This window comes from Marinomonas vaga, from assembly GCF_055388305.1.
The window spans coordinates 2,263,526-2,282,450 of record NZ_AP043903.1 but is presented as its reverse complement, the minus strand read 5'-3'; the positions used below and the strand labels follow the sequence as shown (position 1 = coordinate 2,282,450).

The window sequence follows — 18,925 nt, the reverse complement described above, 5'->3', positions numbered from 1 at the left end:
TTGAGGATTCGTTAAGCACGATGAAGGGGCTGTAAGCCACAGCCCCGCAAGATCACATCGCTTAAGGTGTCACCCACGCGAATCAAATCACTTTCGTCATAGCCTTCCGCCCCTGTTAGCGCAAGGATTTGCGACTCAAAGTCTGCATAATGTTGGGTCGTAGACCAAATCATAAAGATCAGCGCCACAGGGTCCACACGGCGCATTTTACCCGCCGCAATCCAGCCTTCAATCACAGCAGTACGGGATTCAAACCATGGCCGTAAATCTTCTTTTAGATAATCACCAATATGCTGCGCCCCTTGAATGACTTCCTGAGCAAAGATTCGCGATGATCGACCACTTTCAAAGCTTTGACGCAATTTAGTACGGATAAAACTGTCCAGTACAGTGGCTGGATCATCCTCTACCGTCGCCTTATCAAATAAATCATTCCAACTATCGGCAATGTTATTCAATACTTGTTTGTAGAGATTTGCCTTAGATTGGAAGTAATAAACGATATTGGGCTTAGGTAAGCCTGCTCGCTCCGCTATGTGCTGCAAACTCGCACCACCAAACCCCTTCAATCCAAATTCAATTTCAGCCGCTTCTAAAATGCGCGAGAAGATCTCTTCACGGTTGGCCTGACGCTTACTCATGGTAAAATTGGTTCCTTACTCTATCCACGTATGTGATCAAGGTGATCTTTCTTAAGAAGTCGCGCCATGTAGTGTGGGCGACTTAGCACTTAAATTCCTAATAAGGCTTTCATGTCCGCAGCGCTGGTGAGTTTGCCTTCGTCTTCGATGTTTGGAAATACCGCTAAGGTGATGTTGTCCTTTTCAAGGCTTGGCAACCACATTGTGGTGAAGGTTTCGTAGGACACTTCCACGGGCTCACAATCGTCCCACTCATCAATGGCCCATTGGGCAGCAAAATCCGCATCGGGCCATACCATGACGCAGTCCCCTTCGTCGGTTTCTACCATCACGAAGCCTTCTTCGTTACTGAGACTCCACACCTGTTGCGATTCTTTTACCGTTTTAACAAAGTGCTCAAGACGCACATCATCAGGTGACGCTAGTAGTTGTATACGTTGGTCTAAAGACAGTTCTTCACTCATGATTCAATACTCTTTAAAGTTAAAATAAGGCGACTTCTGCGTCGGTCAAGGAGCGGTAGGCGCCCTCTTCTAAACCGTCTAATGTCAGGGTGGCAATCTTTTCTCGATGTAAAGCCACTACCCGGTTGCCCGTAGCGGCTAACATGCGTTTTACCTGATGGTATTTACCTTCAGTAATCGTCAGCAGAATCTCTTTATCATCCACACGAAGCGCTTCAACCGCTATAGTTTTGCCATTTTCATTGTTCAACTGGACACCTTCACACAGCTCAGTCAGTGCCAGATCAGAGACTGGATCAGCCGTCCACACACGGTATTGTTTGCTGCATTCATGGCGGGGTGAAGTAATACGATGGAGCCATTGCCCGTCCGTAGACAGTAACAGTAACCCAGTTGTATCTAAATCCAAACGTCCTACCACCCGCAGATCTTTTTGGTCTGACTGAGCAATCAAATCCAATACTACAGGGTGTTCGCCATCTTCTGTGGCACACACATAGCCCATAGGCTTATTCATGACGAAATACTTCTCTCGCGGCCAAGGAAGGGCTTCATCGCCGTAAAACACATCATCTTTTGCCACCACTGTATGGTTGGCTTTCTTAATTTCCTTGCCATTCACCGTAATTTTCCCACGGCTAATGAGAGTTTTAGCTTCTTTTCGAGATAGACCTAAGGTGTGAGACACATAAAAGTCCAAACGGACAGAAGGATCATTAAAGGTTTTAGACATATAAATCTTGGGTAGGCTCAATGGATTTGTAGTAGATTGCGCAGTCATAGTAAGTACCCATAACTGTGCGGGAATATTGTGGGACTTCGCCGACTTTTTGCCATGCCTGCTGCGATAAAATGGTTTCTGCTAAATCACCCACTCGAGTATCACAAGTAAGCAATTCGGTGTTCAGGGACGCAGCAACCTTCTCTGCCCCCTGCAGCAGGGCTTTGCCTAGCCCTTGACCTTGGTAGTCAGAACGCACCATCCATTTTTCAATACCAGCACGATGTAACGCATTGGCCTTTGCAGAAAGCTCTAGCTGGATCGCCCCCACCACAGTTTCCTGTTCGCGGACGAGAACAATTTGGCGGGCATTTTGTTGCATTTCATCATTGATACTTTGCCAGTAATCAATGGCTTCTTGCTCACTTAAAGGGGGGAGAAAACCAATTGCTGCGCCGTTATCAACTGCGTCAATTAACAGGGCGACAAGATCATTCAAATACGGAGTAAGGGTATCAACCTTGAATAGATCCAACGGTGCGGTCCTTTATTTATCAGAGATACGACAATGATACCTGACCGACACCGTTTAAGGAACGATGATAGGAAAAGCTAAGGAGCGACTAGATAGCGACCCGGCTTGTGATTCATCACCAACATAAAGTTCAACAACACAGCGCCAAAGATAGACATGGCAATCAGGGATGGCTCAACGATAAAAATAGATAAAAACACCACACAGCAGTCTACTGTCATCATAAACTTACCAATAGGTACGCCGCGAGTTTGGAATAAATAACGGGCCAGAATGTTCAAACCACCTAAGCTTGCGTTATGGCGAAACAACATCACAAAACCCACACCAATTAAGAAGCTTCCAGCAATGGTGGCATAAAAAGGGTTAATGTTTTCTAACTGTAAAAACATGGGAGTGATGTCCGAAAAGGCAGACACCAGAAACACAGCCGCGAATGTTTTAAGGGTGAAATCCCAACCAATACGACGGATAGCCAACCAATAAAATGGCAAGTTGATCACAAAGAACACTTGGCCAAACGTAAAAGATGAAATGTAACTAAACAAGAAAGCAAGACCTGCTGTCCCGCCTGTTAACAACCCCACTTGGGTATAAAAATTAATGCCCAATGCGATCATTAATGTCCCTGCAATGATTGCTTGTGCATCTTCCAGCCAAGTATGTCGTTGAAGATCTGAAACGGCAGCAGACATGTGCATCCCTCAAAATAGTCAGGTGAATAAAACGCTATTTTAATCTTGGGATGAACAACACTCTATGGGGTGGGCGATAGGAAAAATAGCCCAGCCCCATTTTGTGTACAAATTTCTGTACAGTTAACGACGAATCAATAGAAACACCAGCACACAGGACATCACCAGCAGAATGCCCGTTAAAACATCCAACATCATAGATCCAGCCTCCTTTCCCTACCCCATTGCTGAAGTAGCGAGAGCAAAGTTGCCTAAGCGCTTACCCGCTTCCACCTTAGAGCCATAAGTCTGTTTAAAAAGGTCCCACTCAAAACGAATGTGGGAGGCAGTCCGATCAATCAAAGTACGGTCATCGGAAGGCAAGTTTGGTGCATTAATCACCTGCTCTAAGAAAGACACACCTTGAGAAAAATACCCATCTGCCTGTGACCATTCCTTCATGGAGACAGACACTTCTGCAAGATTGAGATAACTCACGATAACCGCTGATACGGCGGACTCAGCATCATTATCAAAGTCTGATGGAAAGGTGGCTTTAGCACAGGCTAAAGCCTTTTGGTTTAACTCGTGGGCATCAACAAAAGCGGCTCTGGATTGGGCTTCGTTGGCTTGTCTTGTGAGGTGCTGCCAGTAGATCATCGGACTCTCCCTTTCTTCTAATGAAAATGATTATCATCTAAAGATAGCAGAAAGTCCAACTTGTTGAGAATAATTCTCAAATTACCATTCAATTCCTTGCTGAGCTTTGACACCCGCAGCAAAAGCATGACGCTCATTTGATATTTTGCTGTGAGTATCGACGGAATCCAGCAACTCTCGGGGTGCCGTACGGCCCGTCATCATGACATTTTGGTGGGCTGGACGATTGGCCAAAGCAGTCAATAATTCTGCCACATCAAGGTAGCCGTATTTGTACATGTAAGTAATTTCGTCCAACAGCACAAAGTCTACATTGGCATCACTTAACGCCTCTTTCGCAACCGTCCAAGCTTGATTAGCAGCCTCCTGCTCTAACTCAGGATTTCGGGTTTCCCAAGTAAAGCCATGGCCCATAACATGGAAGCTCACCTGTGGATGGCTACCAAAGAACAACTGCTCCCCTGTCGCTTTACGTCCCTTAATGAACTGCACTACTGTACTTTTTTGACCATGCCCAATGGCTCGCGCCATGGTGCCAAAAGCACTGGAACTTTTGCCCTTGCCGTTGCCCGTTAGCAAAATGGTAACACCTCGCTCTTCGGTCGCTGCGGCGATGCGCTGATCCACCACTTCTTTCTTTTTTAGGCGTTTAGCCATGTCGATTTGCGCTTGTTCTTCCGGAGTACGCTCAGTAGTCATGATTCTCTCTTTTTTTATACAACAGCCAGCTTGGGTAATAGAGGCCTTTATGAATTGCGAAGAGTCTCAGTATAAAGATCAGTAACGCACCGTAAATGGAGTTATATTCATGAAAAGGCACATTTCTTTCCAGTAGCACCACCAGCAGGGCCCCTAAAAAGGCAGGCGTAGCGTAAAACTCTTTCCCTAGCACCAAGGGAGGTCGAAAGCTCAACAAATCCCGGATCATGCCACCGGCCACACCAGTAATCACCCCCATGGTAATGGCAATCATGGGTGAAAAGCCCAAGCTCAAAACACGCTCTGTAGCCACCACTGTAAACAGGGCCAGTCCAAAAGAATCCGCGTAATGGAACACTTGCTGGCGATTTTCGATTACTCGAACCCCAAAGAATGCAAACACAGATGACAAAAAAGCCACCCACAGATAAGACGTGTCTTGCACCCAATACACAGCATCCACCCGTAAAATCACATCACGAATGGTGCCACCACCTAAGGAAGTCACCATGCCCAACAGCACAATGCTAAACAAATCCATATCTCGTTTGCCCGAGGAGATCACCCCCGTAATGGCAAACGCCGCAATACCAATCATTCCTAAAATATAAAGCAGCATCTGTTTCTCGTTATTCTGTCCAATCACCTGCCCCTAATCGATGGAGCATAGCGTATCCTTCACCAACCTCAAGCTCTGTAATGCTCGAATAGGTAGGACTGGTACGATAGCACTGGGCCAAGGGCATCTGACAAAAATGGGCCACTAACACCTTAATCACCCCAGCATGAGTAAACAAAATGGTGTCTTGGTTAGCTTTAAGTGTAGGGGTAAGCCAGTCCAGTACCCGCTGGCTCAGCATGGCCAATGATTCACCACCATAAGGGGTCGCATTCTCCAGATCATTACTCCATTGCTCGATTTCTGCACGGGAAATGTCCGACCAACAGATGTTTTCCCAGGAACCAAAGTCTAGCTCCGCGAGCGCTGCTACCTCTTGTGAGTCCGACATCACCGCCTGTGCTAACAAAGCCGCCCGAGACAAAGGACTGTGGTAACTCTGCCAAGCCACATCGCCATGGTAATGATCAAGCCATGTTTTTATGGCTTGGACATCATTTTGCCAACCTGCCAGTAATGGCACATCCGACTGGCCATAACACAGACCTTTGGTCACATCGGGCTTTGGGTGTCGAATCAAAAGCAGTTTCATCAAGCACTCCAGCCAAGCAAGACAAACAGTATGAGAAGCTCAGCCAACTGTTCGGAAGCCCCAAGGGTGTCGCCATTGAATCCACCAATACGCGCTTTCAAATAGCGACGGATGGCAACACCTAACACACCCAAGGCGAACAAAACTTGCGTCAAATCCCAAAGCCCCACCAATGCCCAGGCCAGCACTAAGGAAACCAGTAACCAAACCCAGCCACGTCTGCCCAGCTCATCAATCATGGCTTGCGCTTTACTCTGACCGGCTGAAACATAGGTTAGGGATTGCATTAACACCAAAGGTAACCAACGGGCACCTAGATGTACCATGAGCCATCCCGCTAGCTGAGTAGTCGTTGAGCCCTGGGATAGCCATATGGAAACAAGCCACCACTTTAGGGCGAGACTAAAAAAGCCAGCCAATACACCGTATGAGCCCACTCGAGAATCTTTCATAATGGTCAGACGTTGCTCTGGCGTCCAACCACCTACGAGACCATCAGCGGCATCCATTAAACCGTCTTCATGGAACGCGCCGGTTAAGAGCACTGCAGAGAGCAGCATGAGGATTCCTTGAAACCCTGCTGACCAACCACTAAACAGCAAGGGCCAAGCACTGAGCAACGCCACCACAAGGCCGACCCATGGTAAAAAGCACACGCTCGGCGTGTGCTTTTCTGTGCGGTCCCAATCAACTTTAACGGGTAACCGAGTGTAAGTGGCAAGGCTTCTGGTAAAGCCCTGCCAATCCTCAACCCATTTAGGAGACATTAGTAACCCCTGCCGCCTCAAAGCTTGCCATATTATTAAAAAAGGTCACCGCGCTTTGAATAATCGGATAAGACAGAATGGCACCCGAGCCCTCACCTAAACGAAGGTCCAATTTTAGAATTGGTGTCGCATCAAAGGCTTCTAGCAACACCTGATGGGCTTGCTCATTAGACTGATGGGCAAAGATGGCGTACGCCACAACCTCTGCCTGAACTTGCTTTGCAAACAGCAGGGCCACCGTACAAATAAAACCATCTACTACATAAGGCTTTTTCAATTCTGCACTGCGTAACATAGCTCCCGCCATAGCCAGGATCTCTAAACCACCCACTTGGGTCGCCACTTCCCAAGGCGCCCATTCTCCTGCCGGCTTGTTCAGTTCACTGGCAGCACGCTGCAAGGCCTGATCAATGATCAGCGCTTTTTTAGACACGCCTTCTGAATCTAGCCCTGTGCCACGTCCAGTGGTTTGCTTCGCTTCTACACCACTGATGGCACTTAGCATGCAAGAGGAGACTCCTGTGTTACCAATGCCCATTTCACCAAACATGAGTAACTCAACGCCCTCATCCACAGCGTCTGTGACCTCTGCTGCGCCAGCTTCCAGGGCGCGGTTGACCTCGTCTAACGTCAATGCCGCGGTTTCTGAAAAGTCTTTACTGCCATAGGCGACCTTACGCTGAGACAATAATGGATGATCAGGCATGTCTACCTTCACCCCCACATCCACCACTTTTAATGGCACATTATGTTGCTGAGAAAACACACTCACCGCGGCACCACCGGCCAAGAAATTCCCAACCATCTGTGGTGTCACTTCTTGTGGAAAAGCGCTAATACCTTTAGCAACCGCCCCATGATCTGCCGCAAAAACAATCATTTTGGCTTTATTAACACTGGGCACCAGGGTGTTTTGGATTCGTGCGATCTGAAACGCAATAGACTCCAGACCACCAAGGGCACCCAACGGCTTGGTTTTCATATCAATTTTGTGTTGGATTTGGTCATCTAGCACACCGTCGATAGGCGCCACGTTAAATGTCTTTAACACTTGTTTCTCCAATTTCTCACAACGCTCGTAGGCAGATGATGCCTTAGCCGTTTGCTTTTGCCGCCCGTTGACGAACCACTTCATACAAGCAAACACCGGTTGCCACAGACACATTTAAGCTGCTCACGACTCCCGCCATCGGCAACTTAACCAAGTAATCGCATTGCTCACGGGTAAGACGGCGCATACCATCCCCTTCTGCTCCCATTACGATAGCAGTAGGAATCGTAAAGTCGTGCTCATAAACCGTCCCAGTGGCTTCTCCAGCAGTACCGAAAATCCAAACTCCAAGATCCTGGAGCTTTTTCATGGTGCGGGCAAGGTTGGTGACGGTAAACACTGGCATGCTTTCCGCTGCACCACAGGCCACCTTACTAACGGTTGCATTTAAAGGCGCTGATTTATCTTTTGGCATCACCAAAGCATGGGCTCCGGCAGCATCTGCACTACGCAGGCAGGCCCCTAGATTGTGAGGATCGGTTACCCCATCAAGGATGATGATCAGTGGCACTTCATCCAGGTTTTTAACCAAGTTTTCTAGGTCTTTTTCATCACCCGCTTTGGTGACTTCTGCCAAAGCTACGACCCCCTGATGGACAATACGCTCTTTGCTCTTGCTAAACAGCTGGTCCAAGTCTTTGCGGGGCACCACTTGGATGCGCAGACCTTGAGACTGACACAGCTTCACAATACGTTGTGTCTTCTTATCGTCACGCCCTTCTTGTAGGCGCACTTCTTTCACTTTACCTTTTTGACCTAACGCGTTTTCCACCGCATGTAGGCCGTATACCCAATCTAAATCTGCCATGTGGCTGTTGATCTCTTTATCTGTGTTCGCCGCTAACGGCCAAGGTGCCAGAGGATTTAATCTCTGGCCCGAGGCTTAGCGTTGGCTTTTTTCTTTGGTTTGGCTTTCGCTTTTTTCGCTTTGGTCCCAGTGGTCTTTTTTGCCCCACTGGCAGCCGCCTGCTTCTTCGACTTTTTCAAACGCACCTTTTTGCCTTTAGAAATTTCTTTCTTTTTCGGCTTACGTTTTGGTGCAGAATCAGACTCTTTGCTCTCTGACTTTTCGGCTGCTTTATTAGGGGCAGATTTTGGCTTAACACGCCCGCCAAGCTCCATTGGAGGCAACTGAGCCAACTGCATTTCAAGTTCAGACAGATCATCACGATTCATTCGTGACGCTGGCTTAGGACGCTCATCCAGTTTCTGCAGATCAATTTTGCGCTGCTCTAGGTTTACGCTTAGAACAGATACACGAATCTTGTCCCCAAGGCGGAACACCTTACCAGTACGCTCACCAATCATGGCTTGATGTTCTGGGTCATGGACAAAAAAGTCATTACCTAAACCGGATACATGGACCAGACCGTCCACATACAAACCACCTAACTCGACAAATAAGCCAAATGGGGTGACCGCAGTCACGATGCCATCAAAGGCCTCACCTAAATGCTGCTCCACGTATTGGCACTTCAACCATGACTCTACGTCGCGAGTGGCTTCATCGGCACGGCGCTCAGTGGTAGAACAAGTCTCCCCCAACAAATCCATATCGGCATCGTCGTAGCCGTAGATTTTATTCGCCTTCAACATTGGGGTACCTGGCACCTTGTAAACTTGACGCAGTTTGGGAGCCCCTTCACCACGAATCAGGTAACGGATCGCTCGGTGAACCAATAAATCAGGGTAACGACGAATTGGGGATGTGAAATGGGTGTAGGCTTCATAGTTCAAACCAAAGTGCCCAAGATTATCCGGCTGATAAACAGCCTGAGACATGGAGCGTAATAGCATGGTTTGAATACTGCGCACATCCGCTCGATCACGGACCTTTTCGGCTAGATCCGCGTAATCCGCTGGAGATGGCTTAGAACCACCGCCTAATTCCAGACCCAAGACAGATAAGTAAGTGCGCAAGGCAATTAGCTTCTCTTCTTTTGGACCTTCGTGAATACGGAATAACGCAGGCAAGTTCGCCTTGATCAATAACTCAGCGGTGGCCACGTTGGCACACAGCATACATTCTTCGATCAATTTATGGGCGTCGTTACGTTCTACCGGAACGATCTGGTCAATCTTGGCGTTCTCATCAAACACCATGCGCGTTTCGACCGTATCAAAGTCCATGGCTCCACGATCTTCACGGGCTTCACGAAGAACTTTGTACAAACCGTATAAGTCATCAATGTGTGAAACAATGCCTTGATAACGTTCACGGAGCTCTTCCCCTTGATCGTCTATCTCAGGTGCGATCATCTTAGCGACCTTGGTATAGGTCAGACGAGCATGGGAGTTGATCAGGCCTTCATAAAACTTAAAGCCACGCATCTTACCGCGACTGGTCAAAGAGATCTCTGCCACCATGGCAAGGCGGTCCACATCTGGGTTCAAAGAACACAAGCCGTTAGACAGTACTTCTGGCAACATAGGCACTACGCGCCCAGGGAAATAAACCGAGTTCCCCCGTAAGATGGCTTCTTCGTCTAATGCCGTGCCCTTTTTCACGTAATGGGATACGTCGGCTATGGCGACAAATAACTTCCAGCCACCGGGCGTCTTTTCACAATACACCGCATCGTCAAAGTCGCGGGCGTCTTCACCATCAATGGTGACAAAAGGCGTCTCACGCATGTCCACTCGGTGCAGTTTGTCTTCTTCTGCTACTTCAGTGGTTAGGTGGCGAGTCTGTTGCGCCACAGCTTTGGGAAATTCGTTAGGGATCTCGTAGTTATGAATGGCGACGTCAATCTCTAACCCTGGCGCCATAAAGTCCCCAAGGATCTTTTTAACAATGCCTTTGGCTGCTTCTCGGCGCTCGGCATAGCTCACGATCTCAACCAACACATATTGACCATGCTTTGGTGTTAAACCAGAACCTTGTTCGATCATAATGTCTTGGGAAATACGAGGGTTTTCTGGTGTGACAAAGGCCGAACCGCTTTCTTCATAGTAGCGGCCGACTAATTGGCTGTACTTACGCTCTTTGACTTCCACCACCACAGCGTCTTGACGGCCACGCATGGTTTTGCCGGATAAACGTACGACAACTAGGTCCCCGTCCATCACAGACTGCATCTGACGCTGGGACAAAAATAAATCATCATCATCCTTGCGTAGCAAGAAGCCATGACCCTCTTTGTTGCCTTGCACATAACCTTCTATAAGGTCGCTGCTTGCAATAGGTGAATAGGCGTCATCGGCGTTGCTGGTTAGCTGATGATCTCGGCACATGGCGATCAAACGACGACGCGCAGCTTCGATGGAATCCTCATCGGTTAGATTAAAGGCTTCACATAACTCTGGATGGGTAACAGGTCGCCCTACTGAGGCAATGTGTTCCAATATGAATTCGCGACTTGGTATAGGGTTGTCATATTTTGACGCTTCCCTATCTCGAAATGGGTCTTGAATATTTTTTTTACTCAAACGATACCGTCCTATTATTAAGAAGAGATCTATTCTTCCGCTCTTCTTTTGAATGTACTTACTATGCGGTAAGTATAAGTTATTCTTAAAAAATACTCTCTACAGGCCGCATCAATCTTCACTAAAGCTTCATCATCTCAGGAAATTTTAGGGCGCTTGTTTGTAATTACACAACAAAATGTCCCTAAATCCCGTTTTTTCGTAGCTTAGCTTCCAACTTGCCAAGCAACATAGTCACTGTTTTTGTGCTTTTAAAGTGCACTTTCCTGCCAGTTTGCGCCAAATATCCGTAAAACATCAAGTTATTCGATAGGTTTAGAGTGCTTCAGCTAGCTACGATTACGGCGCAAATGCATCTCAGCCATGACTTTGGTGGAAATTTCTTCCACAGACAGGTGCGTGGTATTCAAAAAGGGAATCCGTTCTTGGCGATAAATCGCCTCTACCTCGTCAATTTCGTATCGGCACTGGCGAGGGGATGCATATTTACTCGCCGCCATTCGCCCTGTTCGAATTTCGTGCAAGCGATTAGGATCGATCGTTAGACCATAGAGCTTCGCACGATGAGGGCGCAGAACCGCTGGCAGTCCCACACTGGCAAAGTCATCTTCGTTTAAGGGGTAGTTGGCCGTTTTGATGCCGTACTGCATGGCGAGATACAAACTGGTGGGAGTTTTGCCAGAACGAGATACTCCCAGCAGAATAATTTCTGCTTCATCGAAATGTTTGATAGAAACCCCGTCATCATTGGCAAGGGCATAGTTCACGGCATCAATTCGACTGTCGTACACACCTTGCTTCATGCCATGGGCTTTCTGTGCTTGGGGCTGAGCTGGCACACCCAGAGCCTTTTCAATCGGCGCTAATAAGTCGCCAAATAAGTTGTAACTGTGACTGTTTCCAGACTCGATAATGGCACGAATCTCAGGATCTGAAATGGTGAAAAATACCAGTGTGTTATCCCCTCGCTCATCTTCTTCTTGAAGCTGTTTACAGAAGCCTCGCGCCTGATCCACCGTCGTTAAAAACGGTACACTCTCCTTTTCTACGTTCACATCAAAGAAGGACAACATGGCCGAACCAAACACTTCTGCGGTAATAGCAGTACCATCCGAGACGAAATAGATTTTCACTTAATACACCTATTTTGTTGTTATACAACGACATTTAAAAAATCGATTGAAATAAAACAACATCGAATAATCGATTTTATTCATTCATCGAGCTCTTTTTACAATGAACTCCGTCATCAAGGTTTGGCAAGACACGATGACATCCATGATAAGAAAATTTACGTGACAACTTTGGAGTTCACAGTGAGCAAATTTATTAAGTGGTTTAGCGATTTACGCCTCGATGATGTAGGCGAAGTAGGCGGAAAGAACGCATCTCTTGGGGAGATGATTTCCAATCTTTCAGACCTGGGTATCCAAGTACCAAACGGTTTCGCTACGACTGCTTATGCTTATCAAGCCTTCTTGCAAGAAAGCGGCTTGAACCAACAAATCCACGATTTACTTGATTCCCTAGACGTGGACAACGTCCAAGCTCTGGCGGAAGCCGGTAAGAAAATTCGCCACTGGATCGAGACCGCTAGCTTCTCCGACGAGTTCAACCAAGAAATCGAAAAAGCTTACACCGAACTCTCCGAAGACAACACAGGTGCCTCTTTCGCTGTACGTTCTTCTGCTACTGCTGAAGATCTGCCGGATGCATCCTTTGCAGGTCAGCAAGAAACCTTCCTAAACGTGGTAGGTCTCGACAGCATTAAGGCCTCTATCAAGCAAGTTTTTGCTTCCCTATTTAACGACCGCGCCATCTCCTACCGCGTTCACCAAGGCTTTGAGCACAAAGGTGTAGCATTGTCCGCAGGCATCCAGAAAATGGTGCGCAGTGACATTGGCGCCTCCGGTGTACTCTTCACCCTTGATACGGAGTCAGGCTTTGACGAAGTAGTGTTCATTACAGCCGCTTACGGTCTGGGTGAAATGGTCGTACAGGGTACGGTTAACCCTGACGAGTACCATGTTCACAAGCCAACCTTGGCAGCGGGACGCCCAGCAGTCGTTCGTAAAACCTTGGGCGGCAAATCCCAAAAAATGGAATACGCGGATGCTGGAAGCGACGAGCTGGTAAAAATTGTTCCTGTCTCTCTGACGGATCAAAATCGCTTTGCCCTCAGCAATGAAGAAATCGAAGACCTAGCACGCCAAGCACAAATCATTGAGCAACATTACCAACGTCCAATGGACATCGAATGGGCGAAAGACGGTGAAGATGGCAAGCTATACATAGTTCAAGCGCGTCCTGAGACCGTTCGCTCCCAAGCTAACGCACAAAGCATGGAGCGTTACTCACTAAAACAAACTGGCCCTGTGCTCGTGACTGGCCGTGCGATTGGTCACAAGATCGGTTCTGGCAAGGTGAAAGTACTCAGCTCTATTAACGAGATGGACCGTATCGAAGTAGGGGACGTTTTAGTCACCGACATTACTGACCCAGATTGGGAGCCTATTATGAAAAAGGCTTCTGCTATCGTTACCAACCGTGGTGGCCGCACCTGCCATGCCGCCATCATCGCTCGCGAACTGGGTATTCCAGCGGTTGTTGGTACAGGGGACGCCACCACATCACTGAAAAATGATCAGTCAGTCACCGTATCCTGCGCACAAGGGGACATGGGATTTGTCTACCAAGGCAACCTAGAGTTCGACGTAATCACCTCGGAAGTGGGCAACATGCCAGATCTACCGGTCAAAGTCATGATGAACGTGGGCAACCCTAACCGTGCTTTTGATTTCGCCATGCTGCCTAACGCAGGGGTTGGCCTCGCGCGATTAGAGTTCATCATTAACCGTATGATCGGCATTCACCCGAAAGCCCTGTTGAACTTTGATGACATGGACGCAGGTCTTAAAGAAGAAATTAACCATCGTATTGCGGGTTACGCTGGCCCAGTGGAGTTCTACGTTGAAAAGTTGGTGGAAGGTGTTTCTACCCTCGCCTGCTCCTTCTCTAACAAGCCTGTGATCGTGCGTTTGTCTGACTTTAAGTCAAACGAATACCACAACCTGGTAGGCGGCCCTCGCTTTGAGCCCGATGAAGAGAACCCAATGCTTGGCTTCCGTGGGGCCGCACGCTACTTGGACGACTCTTTCCGAGACTGTTTCGCCCTTGAGTGTGAGGCCATCCGCCGTGTTCGTAACGACATGGGGTTCACTAACGTACAGATCATGATCCCCTTTGTTCGTACGTTAGAAGAAGCACAACAAGTGACCGAACTGCTGGCAGAACAAGGCTTAGCTCGTGGTCAAAATGGCCTTAAAGTCATCATGATGTGTGAGCTACCTTCTAATGCCCTCTTGGCGGATGAGTTCTTGGAATACTTCGATGGCTTCTCTATTGGCTCCAATGACCTGACTCAGCTAACTCTCGGCTTAGATCGTGACTCAGGCTTGATTGCAGACAAATTTGATGAGCGTAACCCTGCGGTTAAGAAGCTACTCAAGCTGGCGATTGAGGCCTGTAAAGCACAAGGCAAATACGTGGGCATTTGTGGTCAAGGCCCATCAGACCACGCAGATTTTGCGGATTGGTTGGCTGCCCAAGGCATCGAAAGTGTTTCTCTCAACCCAGACACTGTGGTTGAGACCTGGCTGCACCTTAACGAAGTGCTAGAAGGCTCTTCGCTAAGTCAGAACGCTGTATAGTCACAGCACTCTCTAGGTATATTAGCCCCGCCCTGTGCGGGGCTTTTTTTATCGAAATGCAAACGATTCAATACCTAAAATCTCGGCTGTTGGACATTGAAGCCCTTCACCGATGGACTTTCCAAATAATGGCTAAAGTATTCGACAAAGTCTTGATCAACGACTTCTCTCTGAGTCTGACTGGCATGACGCAAATATAAGGTGCCATGAATGCGAAAGGCTAAGGCTTGATGGGTAATATTAAGATGAGTCCCGATCAATTCTGTTACGTCATAATTTGGACGAACAACACTAATGACGGCGCCACTTGGGATGCGGTCGAGCAAGGCGTGGTTCACCTCCCCTTGTTCGTTAAATAAGGCTGTAAGAGGCACATAAGCCGTGCTCACCTGTTCTACCTTCAACTGAGAGCCCAACCTATGTAACTCACGGAGTCGCTCAGTTTTATCAACCTCTGGGGGCAACCCTTGTAAACGCTCAACCCCCATCGCTTTATACCATGCCGGCTTATTAATGGTGGTTACCGCCTGCTTGGTGGCCTCTCCTGCTACCTCAAAGGTGACATCTCGCAAGATATTTTGATTGTTAATCAACCAATCAGCGCTGGCAAAGTGGTTACGGGTGACAAAGGATACCTGACCGTCTTGATAACGTATGGCCCTCATCTGGGAATCAAAGGTTTCCTGAGAGGAAGATAAGGCGCCTGCCAACACGGTTTCCACGTAGGTGGTGCAATCAAACACATCAAAGCGGTAAAGAGGATCACGATCAAAGCGGCCGTCTTTGCCCTCCCCTAGGTTCCCATCAACATAAAGGGCGCCTAGAAACCCTTCACTGATACGCCCCATGCGTTGTTCACTGCTATAACTGCTATGGGGCAATTGCTCTAGTAACTGATAAAACTGATCGGGAGTTTGTGCTTGAGTGTGACTTACTGACAAACACATCAGCCAAACAGGCAAGATGTAGTTTTTGGTGGTAGCTAATTTCATAATCCCTCGATAAAACGCGTGATCTCCATAACCCCACATCAATGGCTGCTATCGCAACATTATGGGGAAAGGCATTATGAAACTAACTGAAAAGGTTCTCAACGTAATTGACTGTCTTTACTTCCACTGCGGTTGTATAAGCTCTTTACCTTATCGGAATCTTCTATCTCCGACTGGCACTGAATACACAAGCGCACCCCAGGGATGGCGACCCGACGACGTTCTGGGATCTCCGCCTCGCACTCTTCACAATGGGCCAAACTATCCCCCACTGACAAACGGCTGCGGGCTCGCTCAACGGCAGAATTCACCGTTGCATCGATTTGATCTTGTACCGCGCCATCATGCGCCCAACCACTGGCCATAACACCCCCGACAATAGACATATGAATGAAACATAGCCTTGAGTATAAAAACCACGAAGGTAATCGACAACAAAGAAAAAGTACTTAGGAAATGATTAAAAGTTGGGGAGGTTTTAAAACTAGGATATTGCCGTGAATTACAGGCATAAAAAAATCACCAAATGGTGCCCGGGACCGGAATCGAACCGGTACGATATTTCTATCGCAAGATTTTAAGTCTTGTGCGTCTACCAATTTCGCCACCCGGGCATAACTAAACTGAAATGGAGGCCGGAGTCGGAATCGAACCGGCGTACACGGAGTTGCAGTCCGCTGCATGACCACTCTGCCATCCGGCCTCAATCAGTTTACCTTAAGAGATGGAGCGGGAAACGAGGCTCGAACTCGCGACCCCAACCTTGGCAAGGTTGTGCTCTACCACTGAGCTATTCCCGCGTCTCAAAAGATGGTGCGTATTTTATAGAACCTGGTTCACACGTCAAGAAAAAAAACCAAATAAATAACTAACTTAGCCACTTTTTATAAAATTGATTAAGCTTCGATCAATGGTGGTTACAGATCGTCCTATTTTTCCGATTTCAGCTCTGGCCAAGCTGCTTTTAGGTAGACATACATGGACCATAGGGTAAGAAGAGCCGCCACAACAAGCACCCCTTCTCCAACATGAGCCCATAAGGTGCCAGGAGCATTCCCTAATAAAATGAAGATGGCAATCATCTGCATGGTGGTTTTGAATTTACCAACAAAGGACACGGCCACACTAGCACGCTTACCTATTTCTGCCATCCACTCCCGTAGTGCCGAAATAACAATTTCACGACCAACAATCACGGCGCTGGCTAAGGTCATTAAAGGGTTATCATAGGCTGCCACCAAAAGAACTAAAGCTACAGACACCATGACTTTGTCCGCTACTGGGTCAAAGAAAGCGCCAAACGGAGTGGCCTGATCCAACTTACGTGCTAAAAAGCCATCTAACCAATCTGTAATAGCCGCCACCGCAAAAATTCCTGCACTTAAATGAAAGCGCCCTTCCCAGGGTAAGTAATAGATCACAACCAAAACTGGGATTAAAAAGATCCGAAGTGACGTCAAAAGATTTGGAATGTTCATAACTGCCTTGAAAATAAAAGTAATGTTGTGGTGGCGTAAGCTTAACTTTTATGGAGGTACAGGTATATCTCTTGCGCTTTATTTCCACCGATACCTTTGACTTTTGCTATGTCGTCTTGACTGGCAGCCAATAATTCTTGGTAACCGCCAAACGCTGTCAGCAATTCTTTGCGTCGTTTGGGACCAATACCTGGGATGTTTTCCAAGGCAGAATGACGACGCTTTTTGTCTCGTCGACGTCTGTGGGTCGTAATAGCAAACCGGTGAGCTTCATCACGAATATGTTGAATCAAATGCAATGCTGAAGAATCAGGAGGCAAGACCACTTCATCTTCTTTAGAACCAATATAGAGGGTTTCTAAACCGGGCTTGCGGGTATCACCTTTAGCCACGCCTAATAAGAAGATATCCACGAGCCCAAGCTCTTTCAACACATCTTGTGCTTGCTTTAATTGCCCTTTACCACCGTCTATTAGCAAAACGTCTGGGGGTGGTAGTTCACCCTCTTTCACTCGCTTATAACGGCGGGTAAGTGCTTGATGCATGGCGGCATAATCGTCCCCAGCTGCCACCCCCTCAATATTAAAAGAGCGGTAACGTTTTTTGTCCGGACCTTCAGGGCCAAACACGACACAGGAGGCGACTGTCGCTTCGCCACTGGAATGGGAAATATCAAAACACTCCATATGCGTAGGTGGCTCTTTAAAGCCCAGCACCTTTTGCAAAGCGGTAATACGGCTAAAGTGATTGCGTTTATCTGATAATCGGGCCTGTAGTCCCTGCTCCGCGTTAAGCTTGGCAAGGTCCAACCAACGGGCCCGTTGGCCTCGTACATTATGGGTAATTTCGATTTTCTTGCCAGTGGTCTGCAATAGAGCATCAGCAATGGCCTCTTCATCATCTAGGGCATGGCTCAAGATGATCGACTTGGGCAGCTCGTTAATACCACCAATGTAGAGTTGCGCTAAAAAGGACGAAAGAAGCTCGGACTCGATGATTTCAATAGGCATCTTAGGATAATGGCTTTTACTGCCTATGACTTTACCTTGGCGCACCATCATTACATGAACACACAAACCACCCGGCTGGATGATAGCTGCGATCACATCCGCATCACCGGTCTGGCCATAGACATTCTGCTCTTCTTGAACATGCTTCAGCTGGATGATTTGATCCCGCAAAGCCGCCGCCCGCTCAAACTCCATATCTGTGGCCGCTGCCGTCATTTGCTGTGTAATTTCAGCGGTTAGCTCTTGGTTTTTGCCTTCTAAAAACATGCGCGCATGGCGCACATCTTCTTGGTATTCCGAATCAGTAATCAGATTGACACAGGGAGCAGAACAACGTTTGATTTGGTACTGCAAACAGGGACGCGTGCGGTTGGAATAAACAGAGTCTTCACATTGACGTACTTTGAAGACCTTTTGCATGGTAATCATGCTTTCTTTTACCGCTGTACCGCTCGGATAAGGCCCATACAATTTCCCTTCTTTGCTTTTGGTGCCACGGCGAAACAATATGGCCGGATGCTCATGATTTGAGATCAAGATATAAGGATAGGACTTATCATCTCGCAGGAGAATGTTGTATGGGGGACGGTGCTGTTTAATGAGCGTTTGCTCGAGCAGCAGAGCCTCCGTTTCACTTTTGGTGACTGTGATTTCGATGGCATCAATACGACTGACCAGCGCCATGGTTTTAGTCGTAAGCCCTGTGGCTCGAAAATAACTTGAAACGCGATTTTTAAGGTTCTTCGCTTTGCCCACGTACAGTAATTCATCTTTGCCATACATGCGGTAAACACCAGGGCGCGACGTAAGGTTCTGTACAAAATGCTTTGGATCGAAGTCTTGCGACACTAACAACTACCTTTTACTTAGACTAAGCCAAGTA

The 18,925-nt window shown here is 47.6% G+C and carries 19 protein-coding genes and 3 tRNA genes; 1 reads left to right on the top strand and 21 read right to left on the bottom strand.

What is annotated here, in order from left to right; all coding sequences use genetic code 11:
* Nucleotides 1-11: 11 nt before the first annotated feature.
* From ACZ5DR_RS10745 to ACZ5DR_RS10680, 14 genes are all read right to left on the bottom strand, one after another.
* Nucleotides 12-641: a TetR/AcrR family transcriptional regulator gene (locus ACZ5DR_RS10745; protein ID WP_377369182.1), complete on the bottom strand. Its 630-nt coding sequence runs from the start codon at nt 639-641 to the stop codon at nt 12-14.
* Between the two features lie 89 nt (nt 642-730).
* The gene (locus tag ACZ5DR_RS10740) at nt 731-1,105 is read right to left on the bottom strand and encodes a DUF2750 domain-containing protein (protein ID WP_377369180.1); all 375 of its coding nucleotides are present in this window, start codon (nt 1,103-1,105) and stop codon (nt 731-733) included.
* A gap of 19 nt (nt 1,106-1,124) precedes the next feature.
* Nucleotides 1,125-1,838, bottom strand: coding sequence for a pseudouridine synthase (locus ACZ5DR_RS10735; protein WP_377369178.1), 714 nt, complete (start codon nt 1,836-1,838; stop codon nt 1,125-1,127).
* Nucleotides 1,831-2,361 carry a GNAT family N-acetyltransferase gene (locus tag ACZ5DR_RS10730; RefSeq protein WP_377369176.1) on the bottom strand — a complete coding sequence of 177 codons (531 nt, stop codon included), beginning with the start codon at nt 2,359-2,361 and terminating at the stop codon, nt 1,831-1,833. The genes ACZ5DR_RS10735 and ACZ5DR_RS10730 overlap by 8 nt, the downstream gene beginning before the upstream one ends.
* A gap of 77 nt (nt 2,362-2,438) precedes the next feature.
* Complete coding sequence (locus ACZ5DR_RS10725) at nt 2,439-3,056, bottom strand: YitT family protein (protein ID WP_377369175.1); 618 nt, start codon at nt 3,054-3,056, stop codon at nt 2,439-2,441.
* Nucleotides 3,057-3,272: 216 nt separating this feature from the next.
* Complete coding sequence (locus tag ACZ5DR_RS10720) at nt 3,273-3,695, bottom strand: hypothetical protein (protein WP_377369173.1); 423 nt, start codon at nt 3,693-3,695, stop codon at nt 3,273-3,275.
* Nucleotides 3,696-3,776: 81 nt separating this feature from the next.
* The gene (gene cobO, locus ACZ5DR_RS10715; RefSeq protein ID WP_377369171.1) at nt 3,777-4,394 is read right to left on the bottom strand and encodes a cob(I)yrinic acid a,c-diamide adenosyltransferase; all 618 of its coding nucleotides are present in this window, start codon (nt 4,392-4,394) and stop codon (nt 3,777-3,779) included.
* Nucleotides 4,384-5,013, bottom strand: a complete 630-nt coding sequence (locus ACZ5DR_RS10710) for a trimeric intracellular cation channel family protein (protein WP_377369169.1) — start codon at nt 5,011-5,013, stop codon at nt 4,384-4,386. The genes cobO and ACZ5DR_RS10710 overlap by 11 nt, the downstream gene beginning before the upstream one ends.
* Nucleotides 5,014-5,023: 10 nt before the next feature.
* On the bottom strand, nt 5,024-5,605 hold the full coding sequence (locus ACZ5DR_RS10705) for a histidine phosphatase family protein (RefSeq protein WP_377369167.1): 582 nt from the start codon (nt 5,603-5,605) through the stop codon (nt 5,024-5,026).
* Nucleotides 5,605-6,372, bottom strand: a complete 768-nt coding sequence (locus tag ACZ5DR_RS10700) for an adenosylcobinamide-GDP ribazoletransferase (protein WP_377369165.1) — start codon at nt 6,370-6,372, stop codon at nt 5,605-5,607. Before ACZ5DR_RS10700 ends, ACZ5DR_RS10705 begins: the two co-directional genes overlap by 1 nt.
* Complete coding sequence (gene cobT / locus ACZ5DR_RS10695) at nt 6,362-7,507, bottom strand: nicotinate-nucleotide--dimethylbenzimidazole phosphoribosyltransferase (RefSeq protein WP_377369163.1); 1,146 nt, start codon at nt 7,505-7,507, stop codon at nt 6,362-6,364. Before cobT ends, ACZ5DR_RS10700 begins: the two co-directional genes overlap by 11 nt.
* Nucleotides 7,467-8,231, bottom strand: a complete 765-nt coding sequence (gene rlmB, locus ACZ5DR_RS10690) for a 23S rRNA (guanosine(2251)-2'-O)-methyltransferase RlmB (RefSeq protein WP_377369161.1) — start codon at nt 8,229-8,231, stop codon at nt 7,467-7,469. Before rlmB ends, cobT begins: the two co-directional genes overlap by 41 nt.
* Nucleotides 8,232-8,287: 56 nt before the next feature.
* A complete protein-coding gene (gene rnr / locus ACZ5DR_RS10685) occupies nt 8,288-10,852 on the bottom strand; it encodes a ribonuclease R (protein ID WP_377369159.1) in 2,565 nt (854 codons plus the stop codon).
* Nucleotides 10,853-11,181: 329 nt separating this feature from the next.
* Complete coding sequence (locus tag ACZ5DR_RS10680) at nt 11,182-11,985, bottom strand: pyruvate, water dikinase regulatory protein (protein WP_377369157.1); 804 nt, start codon at nt 11,983-11,985, stop codon at nt 11,182-11,184.
* A gap of 183 nt (nt 11,986-12,168) precedes the next feature.
* On the opposite strand from ACZ5DR_RS10680, the gene ppsA reads away from it, so the two are divergent.
* The gene (ppsA, locus tag ACZ5DR_RS10675) at nt 12,169-14,562 is read left to right on the top strand and encodes a phosphoenolpyruvate synthase (protein WP_377369155.1); all 2,394 of its coding nucleotides are present in this window, start codon (nt 12,169-12,171) and stop codon (nt 14,560-14,562) included.
* A 74-nt stretch (nt 14,563-14,636) separates the two neighbouring features.
* Here the strand turns inward: ppsA and ACZ5DR_RS10670 are convergent, their stop codons facing one another.
* The 7 genes from ACZ5DR_RS10670 to uvrC all read right to left on the bottom strand — a co-directional run bounded on the left by ACZ5DR_RS10670 (nt 14,637) and on the right by uvrC (nt 18,891).
* The gene (locus ACZ5DR_RS10670; RefSeq protein WP_377369153.1) at nt 14,637-15,554 is read right to left on the bottom strand and encodes an N-acetylmuramoyl-L-alanine amidase-like domain-containing protein; all 918 of its coding nucleotides are present in this window, start codon (nt 15,552-15,554) and stop codon (nt 14,637-14,639) included.
* Between the two features lie 98 nt (nt 15,555-15,652).
* Complete coding sequence (locus ACZ5DR_RS10665) at nt 15,653-15,919, bottom strand: DksA/TraR family C4-type zinc finger protein (protein WP_377369986.1); 267 nt, start codon at nt 15,917-15,919, stop codon at nt 15,653-15,655.
* A gap of 162 nt (nt 15,920-16,081) precedes the next feature.
* Nucleotides 16,082-16,168: transfer RNA gene (locus tag ACZ5DR_RS10660), tRNA-Leu, on the bottom strand.
* A 15-nt stretch (nt 16,169-16,183) separates the two neighbouring features.
* Nucleotides 16,184-16,257 (bottom strand) — tRNA-Cys (locus tag ACZ5DR_RS10655).
* Nucleotides 16,258-16,279: 22 nt separating this feature from the next.
* Nucleotides 16,280-16,354 (bottom strand) — tRNA-Gly (locus ACZ5DR_RS10650).
* Between the two features lie 129 nt (nt 16,355-16,483).
* A complete protein-coding gene (pgsA, locus tag ACZ5DR_RS10645) occupies nt 16,484-17,032 on the bottom strand; it encodes a CDP-diacylglycerol--glycerol-3-phosphate 3-phosphatidyltransferase (RefSeq protein WP_377369151.1) in 549 nt (182 codons plus the stop codon).
* 41 nt (nt 17,033-17,073) lie between these two features.
* On the bottom strand, nt 17,074-18,891 hold the full coding sequence (gene uvrC / locus ACZ5DR_RS10640; protein ID WP_377369149.1) for an excinuclease ABC subunit UvrC: 1,818 nt from the start codon (nt 18,889-18,891) through the stop codon (nt 17,074-17,076).
* Nucleotides 18,892-18,925 lie beyond the last annotated feature (34 nt).

Excerpts from the sequence above, each read along its gene's own strand:
- ACZ5DR_RS10745 (WP_377369182.1), bottom strand. The coding sequence starts at position 641 with ATGAGTAAGCGTCAGGCCAACCGTGAAGAGATCTTCTCGCGCATTTTA.
- ACZ5DR_RS10740 (WP_377369180.1), bottom strand. The coding sequence starts at position 1,105 with ATGAGTGAAGAACTGTCTTTAGACCAACGTATACAACTACTAGCGTCA.
- ACZ5DR_RS10735 (WP_377369178.1), bottom strand. The coding sequence starts at position 1,838 with ATGTCTAAAACCTTTAATGATCCTTCTGTCCGTTTGGACTTTTATGTG.
- ACZ5DR_RS10725 (WP_377369175.1), bottom strand. The coding sequence starts at position 3,056 with ATGTCTGCTGCCGTTTCAGATCTTCAACGACATACTTGGCTGGAAGAT.
- ACZ5DR_RS10720 (WP_377369173.1), bottom strand. The coding sequence starts at position 3,695 with ATGATCTACTGGCAGCACCTCACAAGACAAGCCAACGAAGCCCAATCC.
- cobO (WP_377369171.1), bottom strand. The coding sequence starts at position 4,394 with ATGACTACTGAGCGTACTCCGGAAGAACAAGCGCAAATCGACATGGCT.
- ACZ5DR_RS10710 (WP_377369169.1), bottom strand. The coding sequence starts at position 5,013 with ATGCTGCTTTATATTTTAGGAATGATTGGTATTGCGGCGTTTGCCATT.
- ACZ5DR_RS10705 (WP_377369167.1), bottom strand. The coding sequence starts at position 5,605 with ATGAAACTGCTTTTGATTCGACACCCAAAGCCCGATGTGACCAAAGGT.
- ACZ5DR_RS10700 (WP_377369165.1), bottom strand. The coding sequence starts at position 6,372 with ATGTCTCCTAAATGGGTTGAGGATTGGCAGGGCTTTACCAGAAGCCTT.
- cobT (WP_377369163.1), bottom strand. The coding sequence starts at position 7,507 with ATGAAGTGGTTCGTCAACGGGCGGCAAAAGCAAACGGCTAAGGCATCA.
- rlmB (WP_377369161.1), bottom strand. The coding sequence starts at position 8,231 with ATGGCAGATTTAGATTGGGTATACGGCCTACATGCGGTGGAAAACGCG.
- ACZ5DR_RS10670 (WP_377369153.1), bottom strand. The coding sequence starts at position 15,554 with ATGAAATTAGCTACCACCAAAAACTACATCTTGCCTGTTTGGCTGATG.
- ACZ5DR_RS10665 (WP_377369986.1), bottom strand. The coding sequence starts at position 15,919 with ATGGCCAGTGGTTGGGCGCATGATGGCGCGGTACAAGATCAAATCGAT.
- pgsA (WP_377369151.1), bottom strand. The coding sequence starts at position 17,032 with ATGAACATTCCAAATCTTTTGACGTCACTTCGGATCTTTTTAATCCCA.